This is a genomic window from Xanthomonas sp. NCPPB 1132 (genome assembly GCF_056629235.1).
Genome location: NZ_CM152819.1, coordinates 497,121 through 518,528, shown reverse-complemented (window position 1 = coordinate 518,528; position 21,408 = coordinate 497,121). Strand labels below are relative to the sequence as shown.

The window sequence follows — 21,408 nt, the reverse complement described above, 5'->3', positions numbered from 1 at the left end:
CGGCTTTCGGGATTGCGGCTGAAGTTTCCTTCAGGGTGAACGCGATCCTTCCTCCGCCAGCGGCATCGGAAAACCGTAATACCAAAAGTAAAAGCTGCGGCAGGACGCGTTCATGGGACGTAGTGATAGCACAGGGTTTGCGGCAGCGCCACAGTTGCATCAGCAACTTGTGGAGCCGGGAAGGAGAACCGGGAATGGGGAATCGGAAAAGCGGTTCAACGCGGCGGTAGGGCCATGATGTCGCCGTCATCGCGTAGGAGCCTTTGACGCGTGGGTTCTCACGTAGCGCTGCGCGCTCCGGACCTTCACCCCAACCCCTCTACCGCAGGGAGAGGGGCTAGTGCACTTCCCTTCTCCCACCGGGAGAAGGTGCCCCGAAGGGGCGGATGAGGGTACGGCAGCAAGCGATCCAATCTCCATAAGCACACGCCTATGCGTTCTTGCGTGGCGCTGCGCGCTCCGGACCCTCACCCCAACCCCTCTCCCGGTGGGAGAGGGGCTAAAGCGCGTTCCTGTCGCATGTTGCGTAGCGCCGCGCCGAATTCAGCGCTACCAAAACCAATCCCGAATCCCCACCCCCCATTCCCGGCCCCTCAGAAATCCAGCACATATTCCATCGCCACCTCGCGCCCGATCGCGTCGTACAGGGTGGTGTTGTAGAACTGGTAGCCGTAGTAGCGCTCCTTGTTGTCGTAGCCGACGGTGTTGAGCACGTTGTTGATGTACAGGTTGACCTTCATCTTCGGGGCGATGCGGTAGCCGGCGGTGAGGTTCCAGTACAGCGCCGGGCCGACGCGGCCGAAGTAGCGCGTAGTGCTTTCGCCGAAATGGCGGTTGCCGCTGTCGGTGACGCGGCAGGCGTCGGAGGGGCTGGGCTGGTAGCCGTCGTCGAAGCGGGTGCAGGTGCCCCAGTTCACCGCCTGGGTGGAGCCGAAGCGCTTGGCGTACACGGTCAGGTCCAGCGGGCCGCCATTCTCCCAGTGCACGCTGCCGCGCAGCTTGCTGCGGATCTTCTGGTCGCGCAGGTTCTTGTCGTCGTCGGTGCGGTAGGTCTGCTCGTGGTAGCCGATCAGGTTGTTGTAATCCAGGGCGAAGCTGAAGTTGCCCCAGCGCGCGGTGTTGAGCCGGTACTTCAGCGAGGCATCGACGCCGGACACGTGCATCTGCGCGATGTTGATCGGTCCCTGCTCGATGCCGGTGACGCGGCCGTCGGCATCGCGCGACACGCGCGAGAGGATGCGCGCGCAGTATTCGGCGCCGCCGGGATTGACCCACACGCCGCCGGCGGTGGTCAGGCCGGTGCGGCAGCCGGCTTCGGCGCTGAGCACTTCGTCGCGGTTGAGATCCTTGATCATGTCCTGCAGCCGGATCTTGTAGTAGTCCGCGGTCAGCGACAGACCCTCGGCGATGTCCCAGACGAAGCCGGCGGTGACCGAGCGGCCGTGCTCCGATTCCAGGTCCGGGGTGCCGCGGCGGTTGACCTGCATCAGATAGAACACGTCGCTGTTCTCGGCGCTGCAGCCGCCGGTGAGGTAGTAGCCCTTCTGGATGCAGCGGTACTGGTCGATCACGGTCTGCTGGGTGGAGCTGGGCTCGCCGAGCACGTAGTGCATGTCAGGAGCACGGAAACTGGTGGCGACGCTGCCGCGCAACAGCAGCGTGCTCAGCGGCCGCCACTCCAGGCCGGCGCTCCAGGTGGTGTCGCGCTGGGTGCCGATCGCCGCGCCGAGGTCGCTGCCGTAGGCGCGGTAGTCGCCGTAGCGGTCGTGACGCGCGGCCAGGCTGGCGTTGAGCGTGGACAGCAGCGGCACGTCGAACTCGATGCCGCCGGAGTAGCGCAGGCGCTCGCCGCCGCCGTAATCGACCACGTCCAGCGGATAGCAGGTGTTGGCGCAGGGATCGGGCGACAGCCGGTAACCCTGCTTGGCCACTTCGCCGACCGCGGCGAACTTGATCGGCCCGGCCCAGCCCTGCAGCAGCTCGCCGGTGATGTTGGCGCTGGCCTGGTTGACCCAGGAATCGGCGCGGTTGTGCGCCTTCACCGCCAGGTCGTTGTACTGCGCGCCGGTCAGCGGCTGGTACCAGCGTTCCTCGTTGAGATCGTAGATCGGCGTGCCGTCGGCGGTGCTGCCCAGTTGCGGGCCGAGGAAGTAGGCCGTGGCCTTCTGCGTGTCCACGGTGCGCACGTATTCGTCCACGGTGTAGCGCGCGCGCCCCACCGCCACTTCCCAGTCGAAGCGATCGGCGAGGCGGCCCTTGAGGCCGGCGCTCAGGTCCCAGGACAGTTCCCTGGTGGTGTTGGCCAGGTTCTTCCAGCCGCCGGACTCGAAGCGGGTGAGCTGGCGGATCGCGTACAGGTCGCGGTCGCTGCCGGTGTCGTGGAACGGGCCGAGGTAGACGTAGGGCGGGTCGTAGGTCCAGTAGCCGACGCTCTTGGTCGTGGACAGCGTGCTCCAGGCCTGCACGCCGTTGTCGAAGTCGAAGGTGCCGTACAGATACGCCGAGCCGCTGTCGCCGCCGCTGGCGGCCAGCCAGTCGGCGTAGTCGTGGGCCATGCCGCAATAGCCGCCGAGGTTGCGCACGGTATCGCTGTTGTAGTCGTAGCTCAGCCGCTGCGCATCGATGAACTGGCCGCCGAAGCGTGCGCAGGTGCCGCTGGGCGGCGCCAGGCGCGTGTTGTTGCCGGCGTCGACCAGGCTCAGCCCGGTGAACGGATTGAAGCCGTACTTGCGCGCCTGCGCGGTCCAGTTGCTGTAGGACTCGTCGTCCTGGTCGTCCATCTTCGGCCGCTCGCCGACCGAGAGCGGATCGCGCCGGGTCCACTGCAGCGCGTAGGTCAGGTTCCACTTGTCGCCGCTGCGCCCGCCGACCCAGGACAGGTCGACCACGTCGCGCCCGCCGGCGGTGGCGGTGCCGCCGCGCAGGCGCACCTGGTTGCCTTCGTAGCCCTGCTTGAGGATCACGTTGATGACGCCGGCGACCGCATCCGAGCCGTAGATGGCCGAGGCGCCGCCGGTGAGGATCTCGATGCGTTCCACCGCCGCGGAGGGGATGTTGGCGTAGTTGGCGAAGTTGCTCTCGCCGGCGTAGGGCTGCGGATAGTCGGCGACGCGGTGGCCGTTGACCAGCAGCAGCGTGCGCCCGGGACCGAGGTCGCGCAGGCTCACCGGCGAGGCATTGGGCGTGTGCGAGCCGTATTTGGTGTCGGCCTCCACGCTGCCTTGCTGGTTGAGCGTGCTGAGCACGTCGTAGACGGTGAGGAAGCCTTCCTGCTGGATCTGCTGCGCACTGATCGTCAGCACCGGTTCGGCGCCCTCCACTTCCGAGCGCTTGATCCGCGAGCCGGTGACCACGACCTGGCCCAGGTCGGTGGCGGCGGCCTTGGGCGCGGCGGTGTCGGCATCCTGCGCGTGCGCCTCGCTGGCGCCGTACAGCGCCAGCACGATGCCGAACGCGAGGGTGGTGAGTGGTCGACGTGGCATGGGTGTCCTCTGCAGCGGATGGAAGCGACGCCGTGCACGCACGACGTCCGGCGTCCCCTTCGCTGCGCCGCGCCCACGACCGTGCGCGCATGCCGCAGGCACACGCCACCCTGCGCCGGTCGCGACGCACAGAAGAAGACGAACATGCGGGCGTGCAGATCCCCCTGGACGCCCGTGCGTCCTAACCTGCATGGCGCCGACACCCGCTGTCAACACGCCGCAACGCATCGCGCGTAGACGCTTGTCGGTTATGCGCGATTCGCCGCATCGCGCGCGGAATCGTGCCGCATCGCCGCGGCAGAGGCGCGGCGGCCCGCTCCGGCGGGCGATGGCTCCTCCGTGGCATGGCGCCCGCTGGCATACGGACCATGCACGGCCAGCACCGTATCCGACTCGTCGCTGTTGTCGGTGACCACGATCCGGTACTGCGCACCACCCGGCGCGACCCGCACCACCACGTGGCCATTGGTGCTGGTCATCTCGCGGATGCGCTTGTTGGCGACGATATTCTCCGGCTTCATCGCGGTGGCGTAGATGTCGCGCGGGCCCGGGTACAGGCGTTCGCTGAGCATGTTCTCCAGCGGCGACACCGATGGGTGCGCCGAGTCGTTGGTGAGGATGACGAACGCACGCGGGCGCAATGCGCGCACGCAGGCCGGGCCCATCGCATCGGCATAGGCGTGATGGTTGGCCACCGCCACGTCGACCGCACCGGTCACCTGCGCCACCGGCGTTTCCACGTCGCGCCAGGGGTCCTCGTCGTAGTAGTTGATGCTGTTGGAGAGATCGCCGCCGCTGTAGTAGGTGAACGCGCCGTAGTGCAGGCGCAGCGCCGCCGAGCATTGGTTCTCCGTCGGCACGGCGCCAGGCGGGAACAGGGCGCGCGTGCGCTCGCCATCGCCGGTCCACACCTCGCCGTTGACCACCAGGTTGCGGATGGCGAAGCCCGGATAGGCCGCGGCGTCGCGCCGCAACCGCAGTTGGTCGACGGCACCGGCACGGAAGCGCTCGACCTGCGCGCCGCGGGCGCGCTCCTGCTGGATGAAGGCGCGGTAGTTACGCTGGTTGGGATCGTCCAGCGCTTGCGGAAACGCATAGTCCGGGTAGCCGCGATCCAGGTAGCGGCGGATCGGCAACAGTTGCGCCACGTCGGTCACGCCAGTCAGGGCGTAGTGCCCACCCGGCGCCAGCGGCGTGTCCGGCAGGCATTCGCCCATATGGTCGCGGTGGAAGTGGGTGAGGATGAACTCGTCGAGTTCGTGCCGCCCCGCCTGGGCCAGATGCCGGCGCGCGTAGCGGCCGACCCACTCGCCCGCACGCCGGCTGCTGTTGGGCAGTTCGTCGATCAGGTATTTGTCCAGGCCGTCGATGGCGCCGGCGTCGATCATCATCGCGGTGCCGTCGGGGCAGACGATCAGGGTGGCGTTGCCGCGGCCGGTGCCGATGTGGTGGATGTCGAGCATGCCGGGAACCCAGCCGCTGAGCGGTTCGCGGATGCGATCGACAGAGGCGGAAGGCGTGGCGGCGGCGCGCTGCGCCCAGCCGGGGAGCGGCAACATGCCGGCGGCGAGCGCCGTGCCGAGGCCGCCGAGGAAGCGGCGGCGGGTGAAATGCGGAAGCGTCATCGAAGGATCCTGGCGATCAACGGAACATGCGCACGTGGCATCGCCGCGCGCTGGCGGCGACCCACGTTCGACTCAGGGCGTGTGTCACCACGCCCATTGCAGCGAGGCGACGTAGCTGCGGCCGAAGATCGGCCGGCCCACGGTCGCGTCCGCCTGCACCAGGTCGCCGGACACGCCCGGCGCGCGCGCATTGCCTTCGGTGAGGCCGTGCGCATCGGTGACGTTGGTGCACAGCAGTTGCGCACTGAGGTTGGCGTCGAGCTGCAGATGCAGTCCCAGGTCCAGGATGCGATAGGCCGGCAGCAGGCTGGCGTTGGTGAAGTCCTGGAAGCGCCGGCCGATGCCGAACCAGGTGGCGTAGGCGCGCGCATCCACCCCGCCGACCTGGAAGCGGTAGCTCGGTTGCAGCGACCAGCTGTACTTGGGCACGCGCGGAATCTCGTTGTCGACCAGCGCGGCACCGGACAGGCCGCTGAAGGTGTCGGCGCCGCTGATGCGCGGATCCTGCAGGGTCACCGAGCCGGTCAGCTCGAACCCGCCCAATGGCCGCCACGTGCCCTCGAACTCCACGCCCTTGGTGCGCGTGTCGATCAGCAGCGGCACGTTGACCAGCAGGCCGTTGGCGTTGGCGACATAAGTGCTCGAATTGAGTTTCCTGAAATCGCTGTAGAAGCCGATCAGCACCAGTTCCAGCGGCCGCGTGGCGTACTTCACGCCGAGCTCGGCCTGGCGGATCGGGGTCACCGGGGTGGCGCTGCCGTCGGGCATGCGCCCACCGACGCCGTTGACCACGTTGCCCCATTGCTCGCTCAGCCGCGGGAAACTGAAGCTCTCGGTATAGCGCGCGAAGACATTGACCGGTTCGGCGAGCTTGTACGAGGCGCCCAGCGTCCACGAGGTGCCGGCCATGTCCTTGCTGTAGGGCACGCTGCCGACCAGGCCGGTGACGGTGCGCGCGGCCAGCGGACCTGTGGTGGCGATGGTCTGGGTGCCGATCACGCCGCGGTTGCCCTCTTCGCGGCGCCACACCCGGCGCACGCCGGCATCCACTTCCAGCGCGTCGTTGAGCTTCCAGGTATCGGCGGCATACAGCGCGGTGGCGGTGCCGTGGCTATCGCCGATCAGGTCGCCGCTGCCGTAGCTGGTGAAGCCGTTCTCGGTGACGTTGCCGAGCACCTGCCCGGCCGCGTTCAGGGCCTGGATGTCGAGCGCGTCGGGATTGCTCTTGACGTCGGTCAGCAGCGCATTGCCGATCTGCTGCTGGCGCAGGGTGAAGTGGCTGAAACTCAGGCCCATCGACACGTCGTGGCTGCTGCCGCCGGACATCTCGAACAGCCGTCCCAGGCGCAGGTCGTTGACGAAGTCGCTGTAGTGGGTCTGCGTGCTCGACCAGGTGTTGATCATGGTCAGGCCGGCGGTGGAGGCCGGATCGAATGGGGTGTTGGTGCCGGCCAGCACGTAACGCAGCGAGGCGGTGCCCGGGAACGCGGCGCGCGCGGCGGCCAGGCGGCTGCTGAGCACGCTGGCCGCGTCCACCGGAGACCCGTTGAACAGCGCATTGAAGCCCACGTCGCCATCGACGTAGCGCGCCTTGTCGCTGAGCCGCCAGCCGTTGGCGAACTCGGTGTCGCCGCCCACGGTCAGGGTGCGGGTGACCGGATGCACGCCATCGGCCAGGTCGCGCGTCTCCACGCGGTTGCCGCCGTTGCCGTCCAGCGTGCGGATGCGCACGTTGCGGAAGCTGTCGCTGACCAGCGTGCCGGTGGACGGGTCGATCAGGTCGGCGAGCGAGTCGCCATTGCGCGGGTCCGCCAGCGGGATCGCGCTGTAGAACACGCCGCGGTCGTTGAGGTATTTGAAGTCGGCGAAGAGCTTGCCGAAATCGAACTTGTAGGTGCCGCCGACCTTGAGTTGGCCGCCCTGGTTGCCGTTGCCGAAGCCCGGGTCGCGCAGGCCGTCGCTCTGCCGGTAGAAGCCGCTGATGGCATAGAGCAGATTGTCGTTGCCCTGCACCGGCCCGGACGCGGTGGCATCCATGCGCGCCAGCGCGTTCGCCCCGCCGGTCAGCTTGACCGCGCCCTTGGCGGTGTCGGTGCCGTGGTTGGTGATGAAGTTGAGCACGCCGCCAGAGGCGTTGTTGCTGTAGATCGGCGCGGTGCCGCCGCGCACGATCTCCGCATCCTGGGTGCCCAGGTCCAGCCGATACACTTCGTCGATCTGCAACTGGCGCTCGTAGTTGGACTCGAACAGCGGCAGGCCGTCCTCGAGCACGTCGAGCAGGCGGAAGCCCGACCACGGCAGGCCGCGGATCACAACGTTCTCGCCGCCGGCTTCGCCACCGGAATTCTCCACGGTGACACCGGGCACCGAGCGCAGCATGTCGACCATGCTGCGCGGCGCCTGCCCGGCGATCGTCTCTGCGCTGACCGTGGAGATCGCGTACGGGGCGAGGAATTTCGGTCCCTGGGTGGCGGTGCCGGTCACCACGATCCGGTCCAGGTCGATGGCACCGGCGGCGGCCGGAGAGGCGGCGGCGCTGGTGGCGGGTACCGGGGCCGCCTGTACGATCACCGTGTCGCCGTCCAGGCGGAAGCCCAGATCGGTGCCTCGCAGCAGGCCGCTCAGCGCCTGCCGTGGATCGCCGGCGACGCTGCCACCAGGGCTGCGCTTGTCGCGCAGCAGCGCCGGATCGGCGATCACCTGCAGGCCGGTAGCACGTGAGAACGCGGTCAGGGTCGCGCCGAGGTCGCCCGGTGGCAGGGTCGCGGCGGCCGGCGTCGCGGCAGCGGCCGACGGTGCGATGGCGGGCAGCGCCACCAGCGCCGCCAGGGCAGCGGCCAGCGCGGTGGCGCGCGGAGAACGGAGGGCACAACGGAAGGAGCGGCGGGGCGGCATGAGCAAGGTCGTCATCGGGTCGCCAACGTGGCGTGGCAAAGGACAAAGACGCCGCAACGCGCCGATCCCGACAGCGAATTGCATGAATTTTTTGTGACGCGCCCTGAGCGTGCGGACATCGGGCCGGCGATTCCGCCACGCCCGCGTCGTCGCGCGGCGGTTCGTCTCACCGCCGTCGCGGATGTGCGAGCGGCGTATGCCCGCGCTACGTTGCCGTGGCACGGCGCCCTGCCCAGACGGGGCCGCCCGACGGCAGCGGTCATACACGCCGCGTGCCCCACTCGCGCAAGCAAGGCCGGGCAGCAGCGGCGGTCGCTGCCCGACAGCGACCGCGGCTAGCGCGCGGCAGCGCGTTCCACGCGGATGCCGTCGGCGCGCCGCTGCACCTGCAGCGGATACAGGTGCGCCAGGTGCGCCAGGGTCTGCTCCGGTTGGTCCAGGCGGAAGCGCCCGGACACCTGCAGTGCCCCCAGCGCCGGGTCGGCGAGTGTGATCGGCCGCGGCGAACGCCGGTTGAATCGGTCCACCAACCGCGACAGCGGGATGCCGGCGGTCTGCAGCCAGCCCTCGCGCCAATCGTCGGCCTGCGGATCGAAACGCGCGAGCGCACCCAGGCCGGCGCCGGCGGTCTCGATGCGCATGCCCGCCGCCAGGACCTGGCGGGCGGCGCCATTGACGATCTCCACCCGCCCCGAATACACCGACAACTCGCTGGTGGCACCGTCGCGCGCCAGGTTGAACACGGTGCCCAGCACCTGCACCCGTGCCGGGCCCAGGCGCACCTGGAACGGGCGCTGCGGATCGTGCGCAACGTCGAAGAACACTTCGCCGGCCTCCAGCGCCACCTCGCGGCGTTGCGCGCGCAGTTGCACGCGGACCCGACTGGCGCCGTTGAGGGTGAGCACGCTGCCATCGTCCAGGCGCAGCACCCGGGTCTGTCCGGGCGCAGTGGCAGCCACGATCGGCCCCGGGTCCGGGCGCAGCCGTGGCCACAGCAGCACGGCCAGCATCGCCAGGCCGGCGGCCAGCGCCGCCGCCAGCGGCCGCCAGCCGCGGCGCGGACGTCGTGCGCCGCCTGCCGGCGCGATGGCTCCGGCGACGGCGGACGCGGCCGGCTCGTGGACGGCAACGGCAGCCACCCCGGTCGCCTGCGCTGGCGCCGCGGCCTGCACGTCGTAGGCGGCCAGCGCCTCCAGCAGCGCCGCATCGTGGGCCAGCACCCACAGCGCATCGAAAGCAGCGCGATGCGCCGGATCGGCAGCCAGCCAAGCGGCCAGCCCGGGCGGATCGCCGCCCGTCGTAGCCAGCGCGCGCGCCACCCAGTCGGCCGCGGCGTCCTGCACCGCGTCGTCGGCGGTGTTGCTGTCCGGCCTCATGCCGCGTCCTCCGGGCCACGTCGGCGCGGCGTGGTGGCAGGCGGCGGCACCGCGTCGCCGCGCGCCACCGTTTCCTGCAGCCAGCGCAGGCCACGGCTGACGTGCTTCTCCACCGCCGCCTCGCTCAGCCCCAGCGCCTCGCCGATCTCGCGGTAGCTCTGCCCGCGCAGGCGGCTGCGCACGAACACCTCGCGGCGCAGCGGCGGCATGCCCTGCAGCGCGCGGGCAAAGGTCTCCACGCGTTGCCGCTGCATCGCCGCTTCCTCCACGCCCGGCGCCGGGCTGGGCACCTCGTCGTCGATCGGCTCGGTGCGCTGGCGCTGGCGGCGGCGCAAGTGGTCGTTGAGCAGGTTCAGCGCGATCGCGCGGGCCAGCGCGGCCAGGTCGGTGACCGCGTGGTCGCGCGCGTACACGACCACGCGCAGGAGGGTCTCCTGCACCAGGTCCTCGGCCAGCGACCAGTCGCCGGTACGGCGGAACAGGAAGCGCTGCAAGGCCGGCCGGTGCTGGTCCAGCCGATGCGGATCGAGTTGGCAGACCGGGGCGACCATAACCGCTCGCAGAGGCTGGGCGAGCGCAGCTTATAGCGCATCGGGGTTCCGCCACGATGACCGTCACGCGGTGCGGCAGGCCGCCATGCCGCCGGCACAAAAAAAGAGCCCCGCATCACTGCGGGGCTCCTTTCGACTGCGTGGAACAGGTCGGCCGAAGCCGGCTGGATCAGAAATCCATGCCGCCCATGCCGCCCATGCCGCCGCCCATGCCGCCCGGGGCAGCCGGCTCTTCCTTCTTCGGGGCCTCGGCCACCATCGCTTCGGTGGTGATCATCAGGCCGGCGATCGAGGCGGCGTTCTGCAGCGCCGAACGGGTCACCTTGGTCGGATCCAGGATGCCGAACTCGACCATGTCGCCGAACTCGCCGTTGGCGGCGTTGTAGCCGAAGTTGCCGCTGCCTTCCTTGACCTTGTTGAGGATCACGGACGGCTCTTCGCCGGCGTTGGTGACGATCTCGCGCAGCGGCGCTTCCATCGCGCGCAGCGCGATCTGGATGCCGTGGGTCTGATCTTCATTGGCGCCCTTCAGCTCGCCGATCGCGCTCAGCGCGCGCACCAGCGCCACGCCGCCGCCCGGGACCACGCCTTCTTCCACCGCCGCACGGGTCGCGTGCAGGGCGTCTTCGACGCGCGCCTTCTTTTCCTTCATCTCGATCTCGGTGGAGGCACCGACCTTGATCACCGCCACGCCGCCGGCCAGCTTGGCCACGCGTTCCTGCAGCTTCTCGCGGTCGTAGTCCGAGGAGGTCTCCTCGATCTGCGCCTTGATCTGCTTGATGCGCGACTCGATCGCCGAGGTGTCGCCGGCGCCGTCGATGATGGTGGTGTTCTCCTTGGAGACCTGCACCTTCTTGGCGCGGCCCAGGTCCTTGATGGTCGCCTTCTCCAGCGCCAGGCCCACTTCCTCGGAGATCACGGTGCCGCCGGTCAGCACGGCCATGTCTTCCAGCATCGCCTTGCGACGGTCGCCGAAGCCCGGTGCCTTGACCGCCACGACCTTGACGATGCCGCGGATGGTGTTGACCACCAGGGTCGCCAGCGCCTCGCCTTCCACTTCCTCGGCGACGATCAGCAGCGGCTTGCCGGCCTTGGCCACGCCTTCCAGCACCGGCAGCAGGTCACGCACGTTGGAGATCTTCTTGTCGTGCAGCAGCACGAACGGGTCGTCCAGGTCGGCCTGCTGGCTCTGCTGGTTGTTGATGAAGTACGGCGACAGGTAGCCGCGGTCGAACTGCATGCCCTCGACCACGTCCAGCTCGTTCTCCAGGCCCGAGCCTTCCTCGACCGTGATCACGCCTTCCTTGCCGACCTTCTTCATCGCGTCGGCGATGATGTTGCCGATCGACTCGTCGGAGTTGGCGGAGATGGTGCCGACCTGGGCAATGGCCTTGTCGTCGGCGGTGGGCTTGCTGATCTTCTTCAGCTCGGCCACGGCGGCCACCACGGCCTTGTCGATGCCGCGCTTGAGGTCCATCGGGTTCATACCGGCGGCGACCGCCTTGGAACCTTCGCGAATCAGCGCCTGCGCCAGCACGGTGGCGGTGGTGGTGCCGTCGCCGGCGTTGTCGGAGGTCTTGGAGGCGACTTCCTTCACCATCTGCGCGCCCATGTTCTCGAACTTGTCGGCCAGTTCGATTTCCTTGGCGACGGAGACGCCGTCCTTGGTGATGGTCGGGGCGCCGAAGCTCTTCTCGAGCACGACGTTGCGGCCCTTCGGGCCCAGGGTGGCCTTGACGGCATTGGCGAGGATGTTGACGCCGCGCACCATGCGCGAACGGGCGTCTTCACCGAAACGGATATCTTTGGCAGCCATGTGTGTTGCTCCGGGATTCGTGATTGGGGATTAGGGATTCGCTAAAGCGGAATTCGGGCGGAGATGTCGGGTCGCGCGGCGCCTGGCGCCTTTGCCAATCCCGAATCCCGATTCCCGAATCCCGCGATCGGCGGCTTCAGCCGACGATCGCCAGCACGTCGTCTTCGCGCAGCACCTTGTACTCGACGCCTTCGGCCTTGTAGCTGGAACCGGCGTACTGGCCGTAGATGACCTTGTCGCCGACCTTCAGCGCCGGGGCGCGCACGCTGCCGTTGTCCAGCGGCTTGCCGGCGCCGACGGCCACGACTTCACCCTTGGTGGACTTTTCCTTGGCCGAATCCGGGATCACGATGCCGCCGGCGGAGATTTCGTCGGCTTCGATCGGCATGACTACGACGCGGTCGTGAAGCGGCTTGATGCTCATTGAGTGAGACCTCTTAAGTGATTGATTGGTCTAGGAAAGGCCGGCGATGTTAGCACTCGCACATGACGACTGCCAGCAACGCTCGCGAAAAAACCCGGTAGCGCCGGGATGCGCCTGATGTGGTGCCGTGACGGGGGCTTTCAAGGGCCAGGGGCAAAAAATTTTTGCCGAAGACGTGCGTTGCATGCCAAGCAGTGACCGAATCCCGTCACAGTGTCACAGAGTCGGGCTAGGCTGGGCGGACCCAGGGGGGGGATCCATCACCAAAAGGAGTTGTCGATGAAGCCATCCGCCGTTGCGCTGCCGCTGGCCTGCCTGCTCGCCCTTGCCGGGCCGGCCCAGGCCGCCGTGTTCATCAACGAATTGCATTACGACGATGCCACCGCCGCCGGCGACACCGGCGAAGGCGTGGAGATCGTCGCCACCGCCGGGGAGAGCCTGAGCGGCTACCGCGTCTACCTGTACAACGGCAGCAACCCCGGCTCGGCCACCGTCTACGCCAACAGCGCGGTGCCGGCCGGCAACCTGGTCAGCTGCGGCGGGCAGGTGCGCATCGCCACCGTCAGCTATGCCAGCAACGGCATCCAGAACGGGCCCAACGACGGCCTGGCGCTGGTCGACGGCAACGGCCAGGTGGTGCAGTTCCTCAGCTACGAGGGCGCCATCACCGGCGGCGGCGGCCCCGCCGCGGGCATGACCAGCCAGAACCTGCCGGTCAGCGAGAGCAACAGCACCCCGGCCGGCACCTCGCTGCAGCTGCGCGGCAACGGCAGCGCCGCGGCCGATTTCAGCTGGAGCGACAGCGCCGCCAGCACCTTCGGCGCCTGCAACAACGGCCAGACCTTCGCCGGCGGCGGCGGCAGCAACGCCGCGCCGACGGTGACCGCCACCACCCCGACCCAGGGCGCCACCGACTTCCCCGCCGCCGGCGACCTGGCGGTGACCTTCAGCGAGGCGGTGAGCCTGGCCAGCGGCGCGTTCGGCCTGAGCTGCCAGCAGTCCGGCAGCGTGGCGCTGACCTATCCCAGCAGCGGCACCCAGTTCGCGCTGTCCACCAACACCGCGCTGAAGGCCGGCGAGAGCTGCACCCTGAGCATCGCCGCCGCACGCGTCAGCGATGCCGACGGCGCGCACCCGGCGCAGGACCGCAGCGTGGCCTTCACCGTGGCCAGCGGCTCGGGCGGCGGCAGCGGCGCCGGCACCTACTATTCGCACGTCAACACCTCCAGCCCCAGCCAGCTGCGCTGCTCGCTGCACGAGACGATCAAGGGCCACACCGTCTACCCGTACAGCAGCAGTTCCGGCACCGACACCTGGGCCATCCTGGAGATCGCCGACGAGGATCCCAACAACAGCCAGCGCGTCCTCGACGCCTACCGCAACCGCAGCTACGCCAAGGGCACCGACCGTGCCGGCAGCGGCAGCGGCCTGACCTACAACCGCGAGCACAGCTGGCCGAACTCGCTGGGCTTCGGCACCGCCACCGGCAACAAGGGCCTGCCCTACGCGCCGTACACCGACACCCACATGCTGTACCTGACCGACGCCACCTGGAACGCCGACCGCGGCAACAAGCCCTACGCCAAGTGCGACAGCAACTGCGGCGAGCGCGCCACCGAGGCCAACGCCGGCTTCGGCGGCGGCAGCGGCCGCTACCCGGGCAATTCCAACTGGGTGCGCACCCCGGACGGCAACAGCGGCACCTTCGAGGTGTGGGACCACCGCAAGGGCGACATGGCGCGTGCGGTGATGTACATGGCGATCCGCTATGAAGGCGGGGTCGACGCCAAGACCGGGCAGTCCGAGCCGGACCTGGAGCTGACCGACGACCGCAGCAAGATCGTCAAGACCTCGTCCTCGCCGGCCTACATGGGCCTGCTGTCGACGCTGATCGCGTGGAGCCAGCAGGACCCGCCGGACGATGCCGAGCGCGCCCGCAACGAGGTGATCTACAGCTTCCAGGGCAACCGCAACCCGTTCATCGACCACCCGGAGTGGGCGACCTCGTCGCTGTTCACTTCCGCCAAGCCCGCCAGTTGCCAGTTGGTCAACTGAGCCGTGTCACCTCGCCCGCTGCGGCTGCAGCGGGCGGGGATTAGGGATTAGGGATTGGGGATTCGCGGCGGCCGGCCACGGACCGGCGCCGCCAAAGCGCGGCCGGCATCCCTATACTGTCGGCCGCATGTCCGCGCCCGCCCTCCGCTTGCTGCTCAGCACCTGCCCCGACCCGGCCAGCGCCGCGCGGATCGCCCAGGCGCTGGTCGACGAGCGCCTGGCCGCCTGCGTCAGCCGCCTGCCCGGCGTGCAGTCCACCTACCGCTGGCAAGGCGAGGTGGAACATGGCGAGGAAGTGCTGCTGCTGATCAAGACCGCCGCCGACCGCCTGTCCGCCCTGCGGCAGCGGCTGTGCGCGTTGCACCCCTACGAGGTCCCCGAACTGGTCGAACTCGAGGTGACCGGCGGCCTGCCGGCCTACCTGCAATGGGTGCATGCCGAAACCCGTGAGGAACCCTAAGCCGATGACCCTGCTGCACCGCCTCGCCGCCCTGTGCCTGCTGGCCGTGGCCGCCTTCCCCGCCCTGGCGATCAGCGAAAAGGACTTGCTGCCGGTGGACCAGGCCTTCGCGCTCAGCGCGCAGGCGCCCGAACGCGGCCGCATCGCGCTGCACTGGGACATCGCCAAGGGCTACTACCTGTACCGGCACCGCATCGCGGTGAAGGTGATCGGCGGCTTCAAGCCCAACCCGACCCCGCAGTTGCCGGCCGGCCACAAGAAGACCGACCCGTACTTCGGCGAGGTGGAGACCTACCGCGACGCCTTGAACGCGGTGCAGAGCGGCATCGCCGACCCCGGCACCGACCGCGTGCAGGTCGAGGTGCGCTACCAGGGCTGCGCCGATGCCGGCGTGTGCTACCCGCCGCAGAAGCGCCTGCTCGAAGTGACCCTGCCGGCCGCCACGGCCGCCGCCGATGCCGCGCCGGCCCCGGCGGCGACGGGCGGGCTGCCCGGCAGCGGCCCGGGCGCGGGCAATGCGGCCAAGCCGCTGTTCGGTCCCGGCCCTGGCGCCGCTGCGGTGCAGGGTCTGCCGCTACCGTCGGACCAGGCGTTCCATTTCGAAGCCATCGCCAACGACGGCAATACGCTGTTGCTGCGCTTCACCCCGGCACCCGGCTACTACCTCTACCGCGACCGCACCGCGCTGGCGCTGGAAGGCGCGCCCGGCATCCGCACCGGCATGCCGCGCTGGCCGAACGGCAGCTCGCACCAGGACGAACACTTCGGCAAGGTGGTGGTGTACTTCGACCAGACCGAGGTCACCGTGCCGCTGCAGCGCCAGCGCGCCGATGCCGCCGCCGCGACCCTGGTGGCGACGTTCCAGGGCTGCCAGACCGACGGCATCTGCTACCCGCCGATGACCCGGCGGGTGAAGCTGGCGCTGCCCAAAGGCATCGTCACCCCGGCCGACCAGGCCGAGGTCAGCCCGCTGCTGGTGACGCCGCTGGACAGCCGCCAGGCCGACGCCAACGATGCGGCCGCGGCCACGGCCGCCGATGCCCCGCCGGCGACGCCGGACGCCTCGGCGCACAACGCCGCGCGCAGCGCCGCACCGCCGCCGGCCACGCAGAACCTGCTGTGGATCCTGCTGCTGGCGCTCGGCGGCGGGCTGCTGCTGAACCTGCTGCCGTGCGTGCTGCCGATCCTGTCGCTGAAGGTGCTGGGCCTGGCGCAGAGCGGCGAGAGCCGCGGCCGCGCCCGCAGCCATGCGCTGTGGTACACGCTGGGCGTGCTCGCCTCCTTCGCCGTGATCGGCGGCATCGCCGTGGCCGCGCGGCTGCTGTGGGGCTTCCAGCTGCAGCGTCCGGGCTTCGTCGCGGTGCTGGTGTACCTGATGTTCGTGGTCGGGCTGAGCCTGTCGGGCGTGTTCACCCTCAGCGCCAACCTCGGTGGCGTCGGCCAGTCGCTGTCCACGCGCAGCGGCCCGGTCGGCGACTTCTTCACCGGCGTGCTGGCCTGCGTGGTGTCCAGCGCCTGCATCGGCCCGTTCATGGGCCCGGCGCTGGGCTATGCGCTGACCGCGCCGGCGGCGGCGGCGATGCTGGTGTTCCTGACCCTGGGCCTGGGCCTGGCGCTGCCGTTCCTGCTGATCGGCTTCGTGCCGTCGCTGGCCAGGCGCCTGCCCAAGCCGGGCGCGTGGATGGAGACGCTCAAGCAGGTGCTGGCGTTCCCGATGTACCTGAGCGCGATCTGGCTGCTGTGGGTGCTGGGCAAGCAGCGCGGCGTGGACGCGGTGGCACTGCTGCTGATCGGCGCCACCCTGCTGGCGCTGGGCCTGTGGTGGTTCGAGCGCGCGCGCTGGCGCGACCACAAGACCGGCATGCGCCTGGCCGCCGTGCTGCTGCTGGCCGCCCTGCTGCCGGCCTGGGGCGTGACCCGGCTGCCGCCGCCCAGCACCAGCGTCGAGCGCAACACCGTGGCCTATTCGCCGCAGATGCTCGACCGCCTGCGCACCGACAACCGCGTGGTGTTCGTCAACATGACCGCCGACTGGTGCGTCACCTGCAAGGCCAACGAGCGCAACGTGTTCGACAGCGACGCGTTCCGCGACACCATCAAGCGGGTGGACGCGGTGTACATGAAGGGCGACTGGACCAACGAGGATCCGCGCATCAGCGCCTTCCTCGCCGAGCACAAGGCGGTGGGCGTGCCGCTGTACGTGGTCTATGGCCCCGGCGCGCCGCCGACGGTGCTGCCGCCGGTGCTGAGCCAGGCGGTGGTCGAGGACGCCCTGCTGCGCGCGGCGCGATGACCCCCGCCAGCGCGCGCCTGCTGGCGGTCGCCGCGGTGGCGGCGGTGCTCGGCGTGGCGGCGGCGCACTGGTGGGAACGGCGGACGCCGCCGATGGCCCCGGCAACGTCCGCCCCGGCCAGCGGCCATGCGGCCGCGCCGCCGGTCGCCGCGGCGCGCCCGGGCGACCTGGCCCCGGCACTGCGCCTGCCCACGCTCGACGGCGGCCATTTGACCCTGGCCCAGTTCCGTGGCCGGCCGCTGCTGGTCAACGTGTGGGCGAGTTGGTGCGAACCGTGCGTGCTCGAGATGCCGGAACTGGACCGGCTGGCGCGCGCGCAGCCGGCCGACGGCCTGCAGGTGCTGGGCATCGCCCTGGACCGCGCCGAGGACGTGCGCGCCTTCCTGCAGCAGGTGCCGATCGGCTACCCGATCGCGCTGGAGACGCCTGGCCCGGCCGACGCCAGCGTGCGCCTGGGCGACACCCAGGGCCTGCTGCCGTACAGCGTGCTGATCGACGCCGACGGCCGCATCGTCAGGCAGAAGCTCGGGCCGTTCGCCCCGGGCGAAGTCGAGGGCTGGGTGGGCGGCGGCGCGCAGCCGATGCATTAGTCGGCAGAGCACTGGACGCACTCGCGTAGGAGCGGCTTCAGCCGCGACCGGGCTTTACCGGTAACGCTTGGTCGCGGCTGAAGCCGCTCCTACGCCAGCAGCGCGGGCAACGCGCGCGTGCGGATCCAGCACTAGAACGCCAGCCGCTGCGGCGCATCGCCATTGGCGCCAGCATCGGCGGTCCGCGCCTGCGCCAGCGTCGCCAGCTCCTCGGCCAGGCGCTGCGCGGCGGCGCGCAGCTCCGGCACCGCGGTGATCTCCCATAGCCCACCGCGCAACAGCGGTCCCAAGCAGTACAGCCCGGCGACCGGCTGGCCGCCGGCGTCGCGCACCCGCAGCCGCGGATCGACGACCACCCCCAGGCCCAGCGGATCGGCCTGCAGCAGGCCCGCCTCGCGCAGCGCCGCAACCAGCGGATGGCTGGTGCGGGCGACGTCGGTATCCAGCCCGGTGGCGCGGATCAGCACGTCGAACTGTTCGGTGCGCGCGCCGCGGTCGGCGCGGTCGCGGATCACCGCCTCCACCGCGTCCTCGCCCAGGCGCGCGCGCAGCAGGCGCCCGGCGCGGGTCCGCAACTGGCCCTGCTGCTGCATCTGCGCCAGCGCGGTGGCTGCGGCGGGCGCCAGGCGGTGCCGCGCCACCTCCCAGTACGGCCGCAGGTGGCGCAGGAAACGCGCGCGTGCCGCCGGCGCCAGGCCGCTCCAGAACGGCTGCAGGTGCGGACGCAGCGCATCCACCACGCAGCGCCAGTCCTCCACCACCGTGGTCAGTTGCCGCAGGCTGCGCACCAGGCCGCGCAGGTCGTGGCCACGCAGTGCCTGCACCACGCTGGGCGGCAGGCTCACCGGCGCGCCCGGCTGCGGCAGATGCGCCTGCGGCGCCAGGCCACGCCGCGACAGGGCGGTGATCGCGCCGCGGTGGCCGCGCCGGCGCAGGGTCAGGGCCACGTCGGCCATGGTCAGGCCAGTGCCGACCAGCAACAGCCGCGCCTGCGGCGGCACCGTGTCGAGCACGCCGTCCTGCCACGGCCAGCCGATGTAGCGCCGGTGCACCGCCAGGCGCGGGCCCACGCCCGGCAGCGCCGCCGGCGGCAGTGCGCCGATCGCCAGCACCACCACGTCGCTGACGAAATCCTCGCCATTGGCCAGGAACACGCGGAAGCCCTGCGGATCGCGCTCCAGCGCCACCGCCTCCTGCGCCAGCGGCACCACCTCGGTGGCCGAGTCGGCCAGGGCGGCCGCCAGGTGCTGCTCCAGGTACTGGCCGTACTGCAGCCGCGGCAGGAACGCCATGCCCTGCGCGGCATCCAGATGCAGCGCCGCGGCGAACCCGCCCGGGTCCTGCGGATCCACGCCCAGGTCCTTGGCGCGCACATTCAACAGGTGCTCCGGCCGCGCCGCGCCGTAGGCGACGCCGCGGCCGAAGGTGTCGGCCATGCCGACCAGGGTGATGCGGCTGGCGGTGCCCTGGCGGGCCAGCGCCGCGGCCAGCACGTTGCCGCAGAATCCTGCGCCGATGATCGCAATTCGCATGGCACGCACCTTGGCCGCTCGGGGTGTCCTTTGTGCCCCGGATGCGGCGCGCGGGTGTAAATCGCCGGTTAATGCGTGCGCTGCGCGGCATGGCGATCGGGCATCAGCACATGGGCGATGCCCATGAGCGAACCGGGACACCGGCGCGCGGACCGCGCCGATCCGCCGCGGCTCGCGGTCTCGCTAGCGTGCCGGCGGGCGTTCCACCAGGCCGGGCGCATCGGCGATGAAGGTATCCAGCACGCCGTCGGCGACCTTGACCGGGCCGCCGAAGCGGGTCGCGCCGGGAATGGAGGGAATCGCCGCCGCCTGGGCGGCGAGCTGCCTGGCCGCGGCGAAGGCCTGCCCGGCCGCCGGATCGCCGGCCAGCGCCTGGTTCAGCCCGTCCACGCTCAGGCGCAGCGCGCGGCCCCACAGCACGGTCGCGTCCAGCCATGGTGCCGCCTCGGCCACGAACGCGCCGGTAGTGGTGCCGGCACGGATGCGCTGCGGTGCCGCGGCCAACTCGTCGGCGGCATGCCCGAGTGCAGTCAACGCCGCGCTGCGGGCCGCCGGATCGCCATCGGCCAACGCATCGCGGGTCGCATCGATCAACGCCTTGAGCCGCGGCGCCTGCGGCTGCCAGGGCAGATGGCCGAAGGTCGGTGCCAGGTGCTGGGTGTCGAAGAAGGTCAGCAGCGCGTCGGCCACTTGCGCATCGCCGCCGGCCAGGTCGCGCGCGGCCGCGCGCCAGGTGCGCGGCGCGTCGTAGCCGCGGTCGTTCCAGGCGAAGGCCAGCAGCCCGGCCACCGCCGGCCGGCTGGCCACTTCCTGGTTCATCGGGTTGGACACGATGCCGCTCAGCTCCGCCGACAGCCCGGCCTGGCGGCGGTCGTACGGCGCCAGCAGCAGGCGCCCGGCGGTCTCGGCGAAGTCGTTGACCGGATAGTTGTCCCACAGCAGGGTCTTGCGCCCGAACGCCTTGGTCGCGTTCTTTGCATCGCTCACCGAGATCGACGCCGGCACCACGTCGGTGCCGGTCCACTGCACCACCACGCGCGGATCCAGCGCCTTGCGCAGCGTCGCCTTGTACGGCGATTCGGTGACGTTGTAGTACTCGGTCGGCACCATGATCAGCGCGCCGCGGCCGGCCGCGGCGATGTTCACCTGCACCGCGTTGAGCAGTTGCGCCTGTGCAGTGGCCGCGGCCTGCTCGCCGGCCGGGCCGAACGCGGTGGCGTCGCCGGGGCAGTTCCACTTGGTGTATTCGATGTCGTCGAAGGCGATGTAGAAGCTGCGCACGCCGCGCGCGCGCAGCGCGGCGAACTTGCGCCGGATCGCCTGCAGGTCGGCCGCATCGCTGTAGCAGATCGACGGCCCCGGCGAGAGCGCGTAGACGAAGTTGATGTGCTCGCGGTTGGCGACCGCGGCCAGCTTGCCCAGCGCCGCCAGGGTGTCCGCCGGGTACGGCGCGCGCCAGCGGTCGCGCGCGAAGGCGTCGTCCTTGGGGCTGTAGATGTAGGTGTTGGCCTTGAACCGCGCCAGGAACGCCAGGTGCGCAGCGCGTTCGGCCATGCTCCAGGGCTTGCCGTAAAAGCCCTCGATCGTGCCGCGGACCGGCATCGCCGGCGCGTCGGTCACCGCCACCGAGGCGATGCGCCCGTGCGCGACCAGTTGCCGGAAGGTCTGCGCCGCGTGGTACAGGCCGGCGCCGTCGCGGCCGGCCAGCACGATCCGCGTGCCACCGCCGCTGGCCACGCTACCCAGCGCATAGCCTTCCGCGCGTTCCGGCACGTCCAGGTCGACGGCGGCCAGCGCATCGCGCACCGGCGCCGCGTCGACGGTGCCGAGCACCACCGACACCGCCTGCGGGTCGTGCGGCAACGTACTGGCGCGGCGGATGCGGGAAACGCCGGCCTCGCGCAACACCGCACGCACCAGCGCGTCGGTGGCCGGGTCAGCCTTGCCGGCCTGCACCAGCACCACCGACGGCCCCAGCGGCAGTTCCGGCCCGAGCAGACGCAGCGCGGTGGGCGCCGGGTACACCGCCGGCAGGGTCGCCGGCGCCGCCGCCAGCGCGGGCGCGGTCGCCCCGGCCAGCAGCGCGAACGCCAGGATGTGGCGGCCAAGGCCGCAACGGCCAATACGCTCGATTCGCATGCGCCTACCCTCGACTGGTATTTCAGTGATTTTGAAATGGTATATACCACTTCCACCGGCGCGTCGACGCGCGGCGGCGATGGCGCTGCAATGTGGCCGTCCCATGCTGCAGCGACACTTGCATGGTCCGCGCAAGATGCGACATAACCGCAGGCAGTGGCGCGGCCCGT

General features: G+C 70.4%; 13 protein-coding genes. 4 read left to right on the top strand and 9 right to left on the bottom strand.

Features of this window, described 5'->3' with window-relative positions:
* Positions 1–593: 593 nt before the first annotated feature.
* The 7 genes from AC1G9L_RS02285 to AC1G9L_RS02255 form a co-directional block, all read right to left on the bottom strand.
* The gene (locus AC1G9L_RS02285; protein ID WP_481070199.1) at positions 594–3,482 is read right to left on the bottom strand and encodes a TonB-dependent receptor plug domain-containing protein; all 2,889 of its coding nucleotides are present in this window, start codon (positions 3,480–3,482) and stop codon (positions 594–596) included.
* Between the two features lie 248 nt (positions 3,483–3,730).
* Entirely contained in the window at positions 3,731–5,107 is a 1,377-nt protein-coding gene (locus AC1G9L_RS02280; protein ID WP_019799740.1) for a hypothetical protein, read from the bottom strand.
* 84 nt (positions 5,108–5,191) lie between these two features.
* Positions 5,192–8,002, bottom strand: a complete 2,811-nt coding sequence (locus AC1G9L_RS02275; protein ID WP_481070198.1) for a TonB-dependent receptor domain-containing protein — start codon at positions 8,000–8,002, stop codon at positions 5,192–5,194.
* 335 nt (positions 8,003–8,337) lie between these two features.
* Positions 8,338–9,378, bottom strand: coding sequence for a FecR family protein (locus AC1G9L_RS02270; RefSeq protein ID WP_481070197.1), 1,041 nt, complete (start codon positions 9,376–9,378; stop codon positions 8,338–8,340).
* The gene (locus AC1G9L_RS02265) at positions 9,375–9,929 is read right to left on the bottom strand and encodes an RNA polymerase sigma factor (RefSeq protein ID WP_481070196.1); all 555 of its coding nucleotides are present in this window, start codon (positions 9,927–9,929) and stop codon (positions 9,375–9,377) included. Before AC1G9L_RS02265 ends, AC1G9L_RS02270 begins: the two co-directional genes overlap by 4 nt.
* A gap of 169 nt (positions 9,930–10,098) precedes the next feature.
* A complete protein-coding gene (gene groL / locus AC1G9L_RS02260; RefSeq protein ID WP_010340980.1) occupies positions 10,099–11,745 on the bottom strand; it encodes a chaperonin GroEL in 1,647 nt (548 codons plus the stop codon).
* A 136-nt stretch (positions 11,746–11,881) separates the two neighbouring features.
* Positions 11,882–12,169 carry a co-chaperone GroES gene (locus AC1G9L_RS02255; protein ID WP_019799992.1) on the bottom strand — a complete coding sequence of 96 codons (288 nt, stop codon included), beginning with the start codon at positions 12,167–12,169 and terminating at the stop codon, positions 11,882–11,884.
* Positions 12,170–12,448: 279 nt separating this feature from the next.
* Here AC1G9L_RS02255 and AC1G9L_RS02250 point away from each other — a divergent pair, with 279 nt between their 5' ends.
* The 4 genes from AC1G9L_RS02250 (at position 12,449) to AC1G9L_RS02235 (ending at position 17,567) form a co-directional block, all read left to right on the top strand.
* On the top strand, positions 12,449–14,224 hold the full coding sequence (locus AC1G9L_RS02250) for an endonuclease (protein WP_019799993.1): 1,776 nt from the start codon (positions 12,449–12,451) through the stop codon (positions 14,222–14,224).
* A gap of 127 nt (positions 14,225–14,351) precedes the next feature.
* Entirely contained in the window at positions 14,352–14,684 is a 333-nt protein-coding gene (gene cutA / locus AC1G9L_RS02245) for a divalent cation tolerance protein CutA (RefSeq protein ID WP_019799994.1), read from the top strand.
* 4 nt (positions 14,685–14,688) lie between these two features.
* Positions 14,689–16,977, top strand: a complete 2,289-nt coding sequence (locus AC1G9L_RS02240; RefSeq protein WP_481070195.1) for a protein-disulfide reductase DsbD family protein — start codon at positions 14,689–14,691, stop codon at positions 16,975–16,977.
* Entirely contained in the window at positions 16,974–17,567 is a 594-nt protein-coding gene (locus tag AC1G9L_RS02235; protein ID WP_481070194.1) for a TlpA disulfide reductase family protein, read from the top strand. The genes AC1G9L_RS02240 and AC1G9L_RS02235 overlap by 4 nt, the downstream gene beginning before the upstream one ends.
* Before the next feature lie 131 nt (positions 17,568–17,698).
* On the opposite strand, the gene AC1G9L_RS02230 is transcribed toward AC1G9L_RS02235, so the two are convergent.
* The gene (locus AC1G9L_RS02230) at positions 17,699–19,099 is read right to left on the bottom strand and encodes an FAD/NAD(P)-binding protein (protein ID WP_481070193.1); all 1,401 of its coding nucleotides are present in this window, start codon (positions 19,097–19,099) and stop codon (positions 17,699–17,701) included.
* A gap of 183 nt (positions 19,100–19,282) precedes the next feature.
* Positions 19,283–21,238: a glycoside hydrolase family 84 protein gene (locus tag AC1G9L_RS02225; RefSeq protein WP_481070192.1), complete on the bottom strand. Its 1,956-nt coding sequence runs from the start codon at positions 21,236–21,238 to the stop codon at positions 19,283–19,285.
* Positions 21,239–21,408 lie beyond the last annotated feature (170 nt).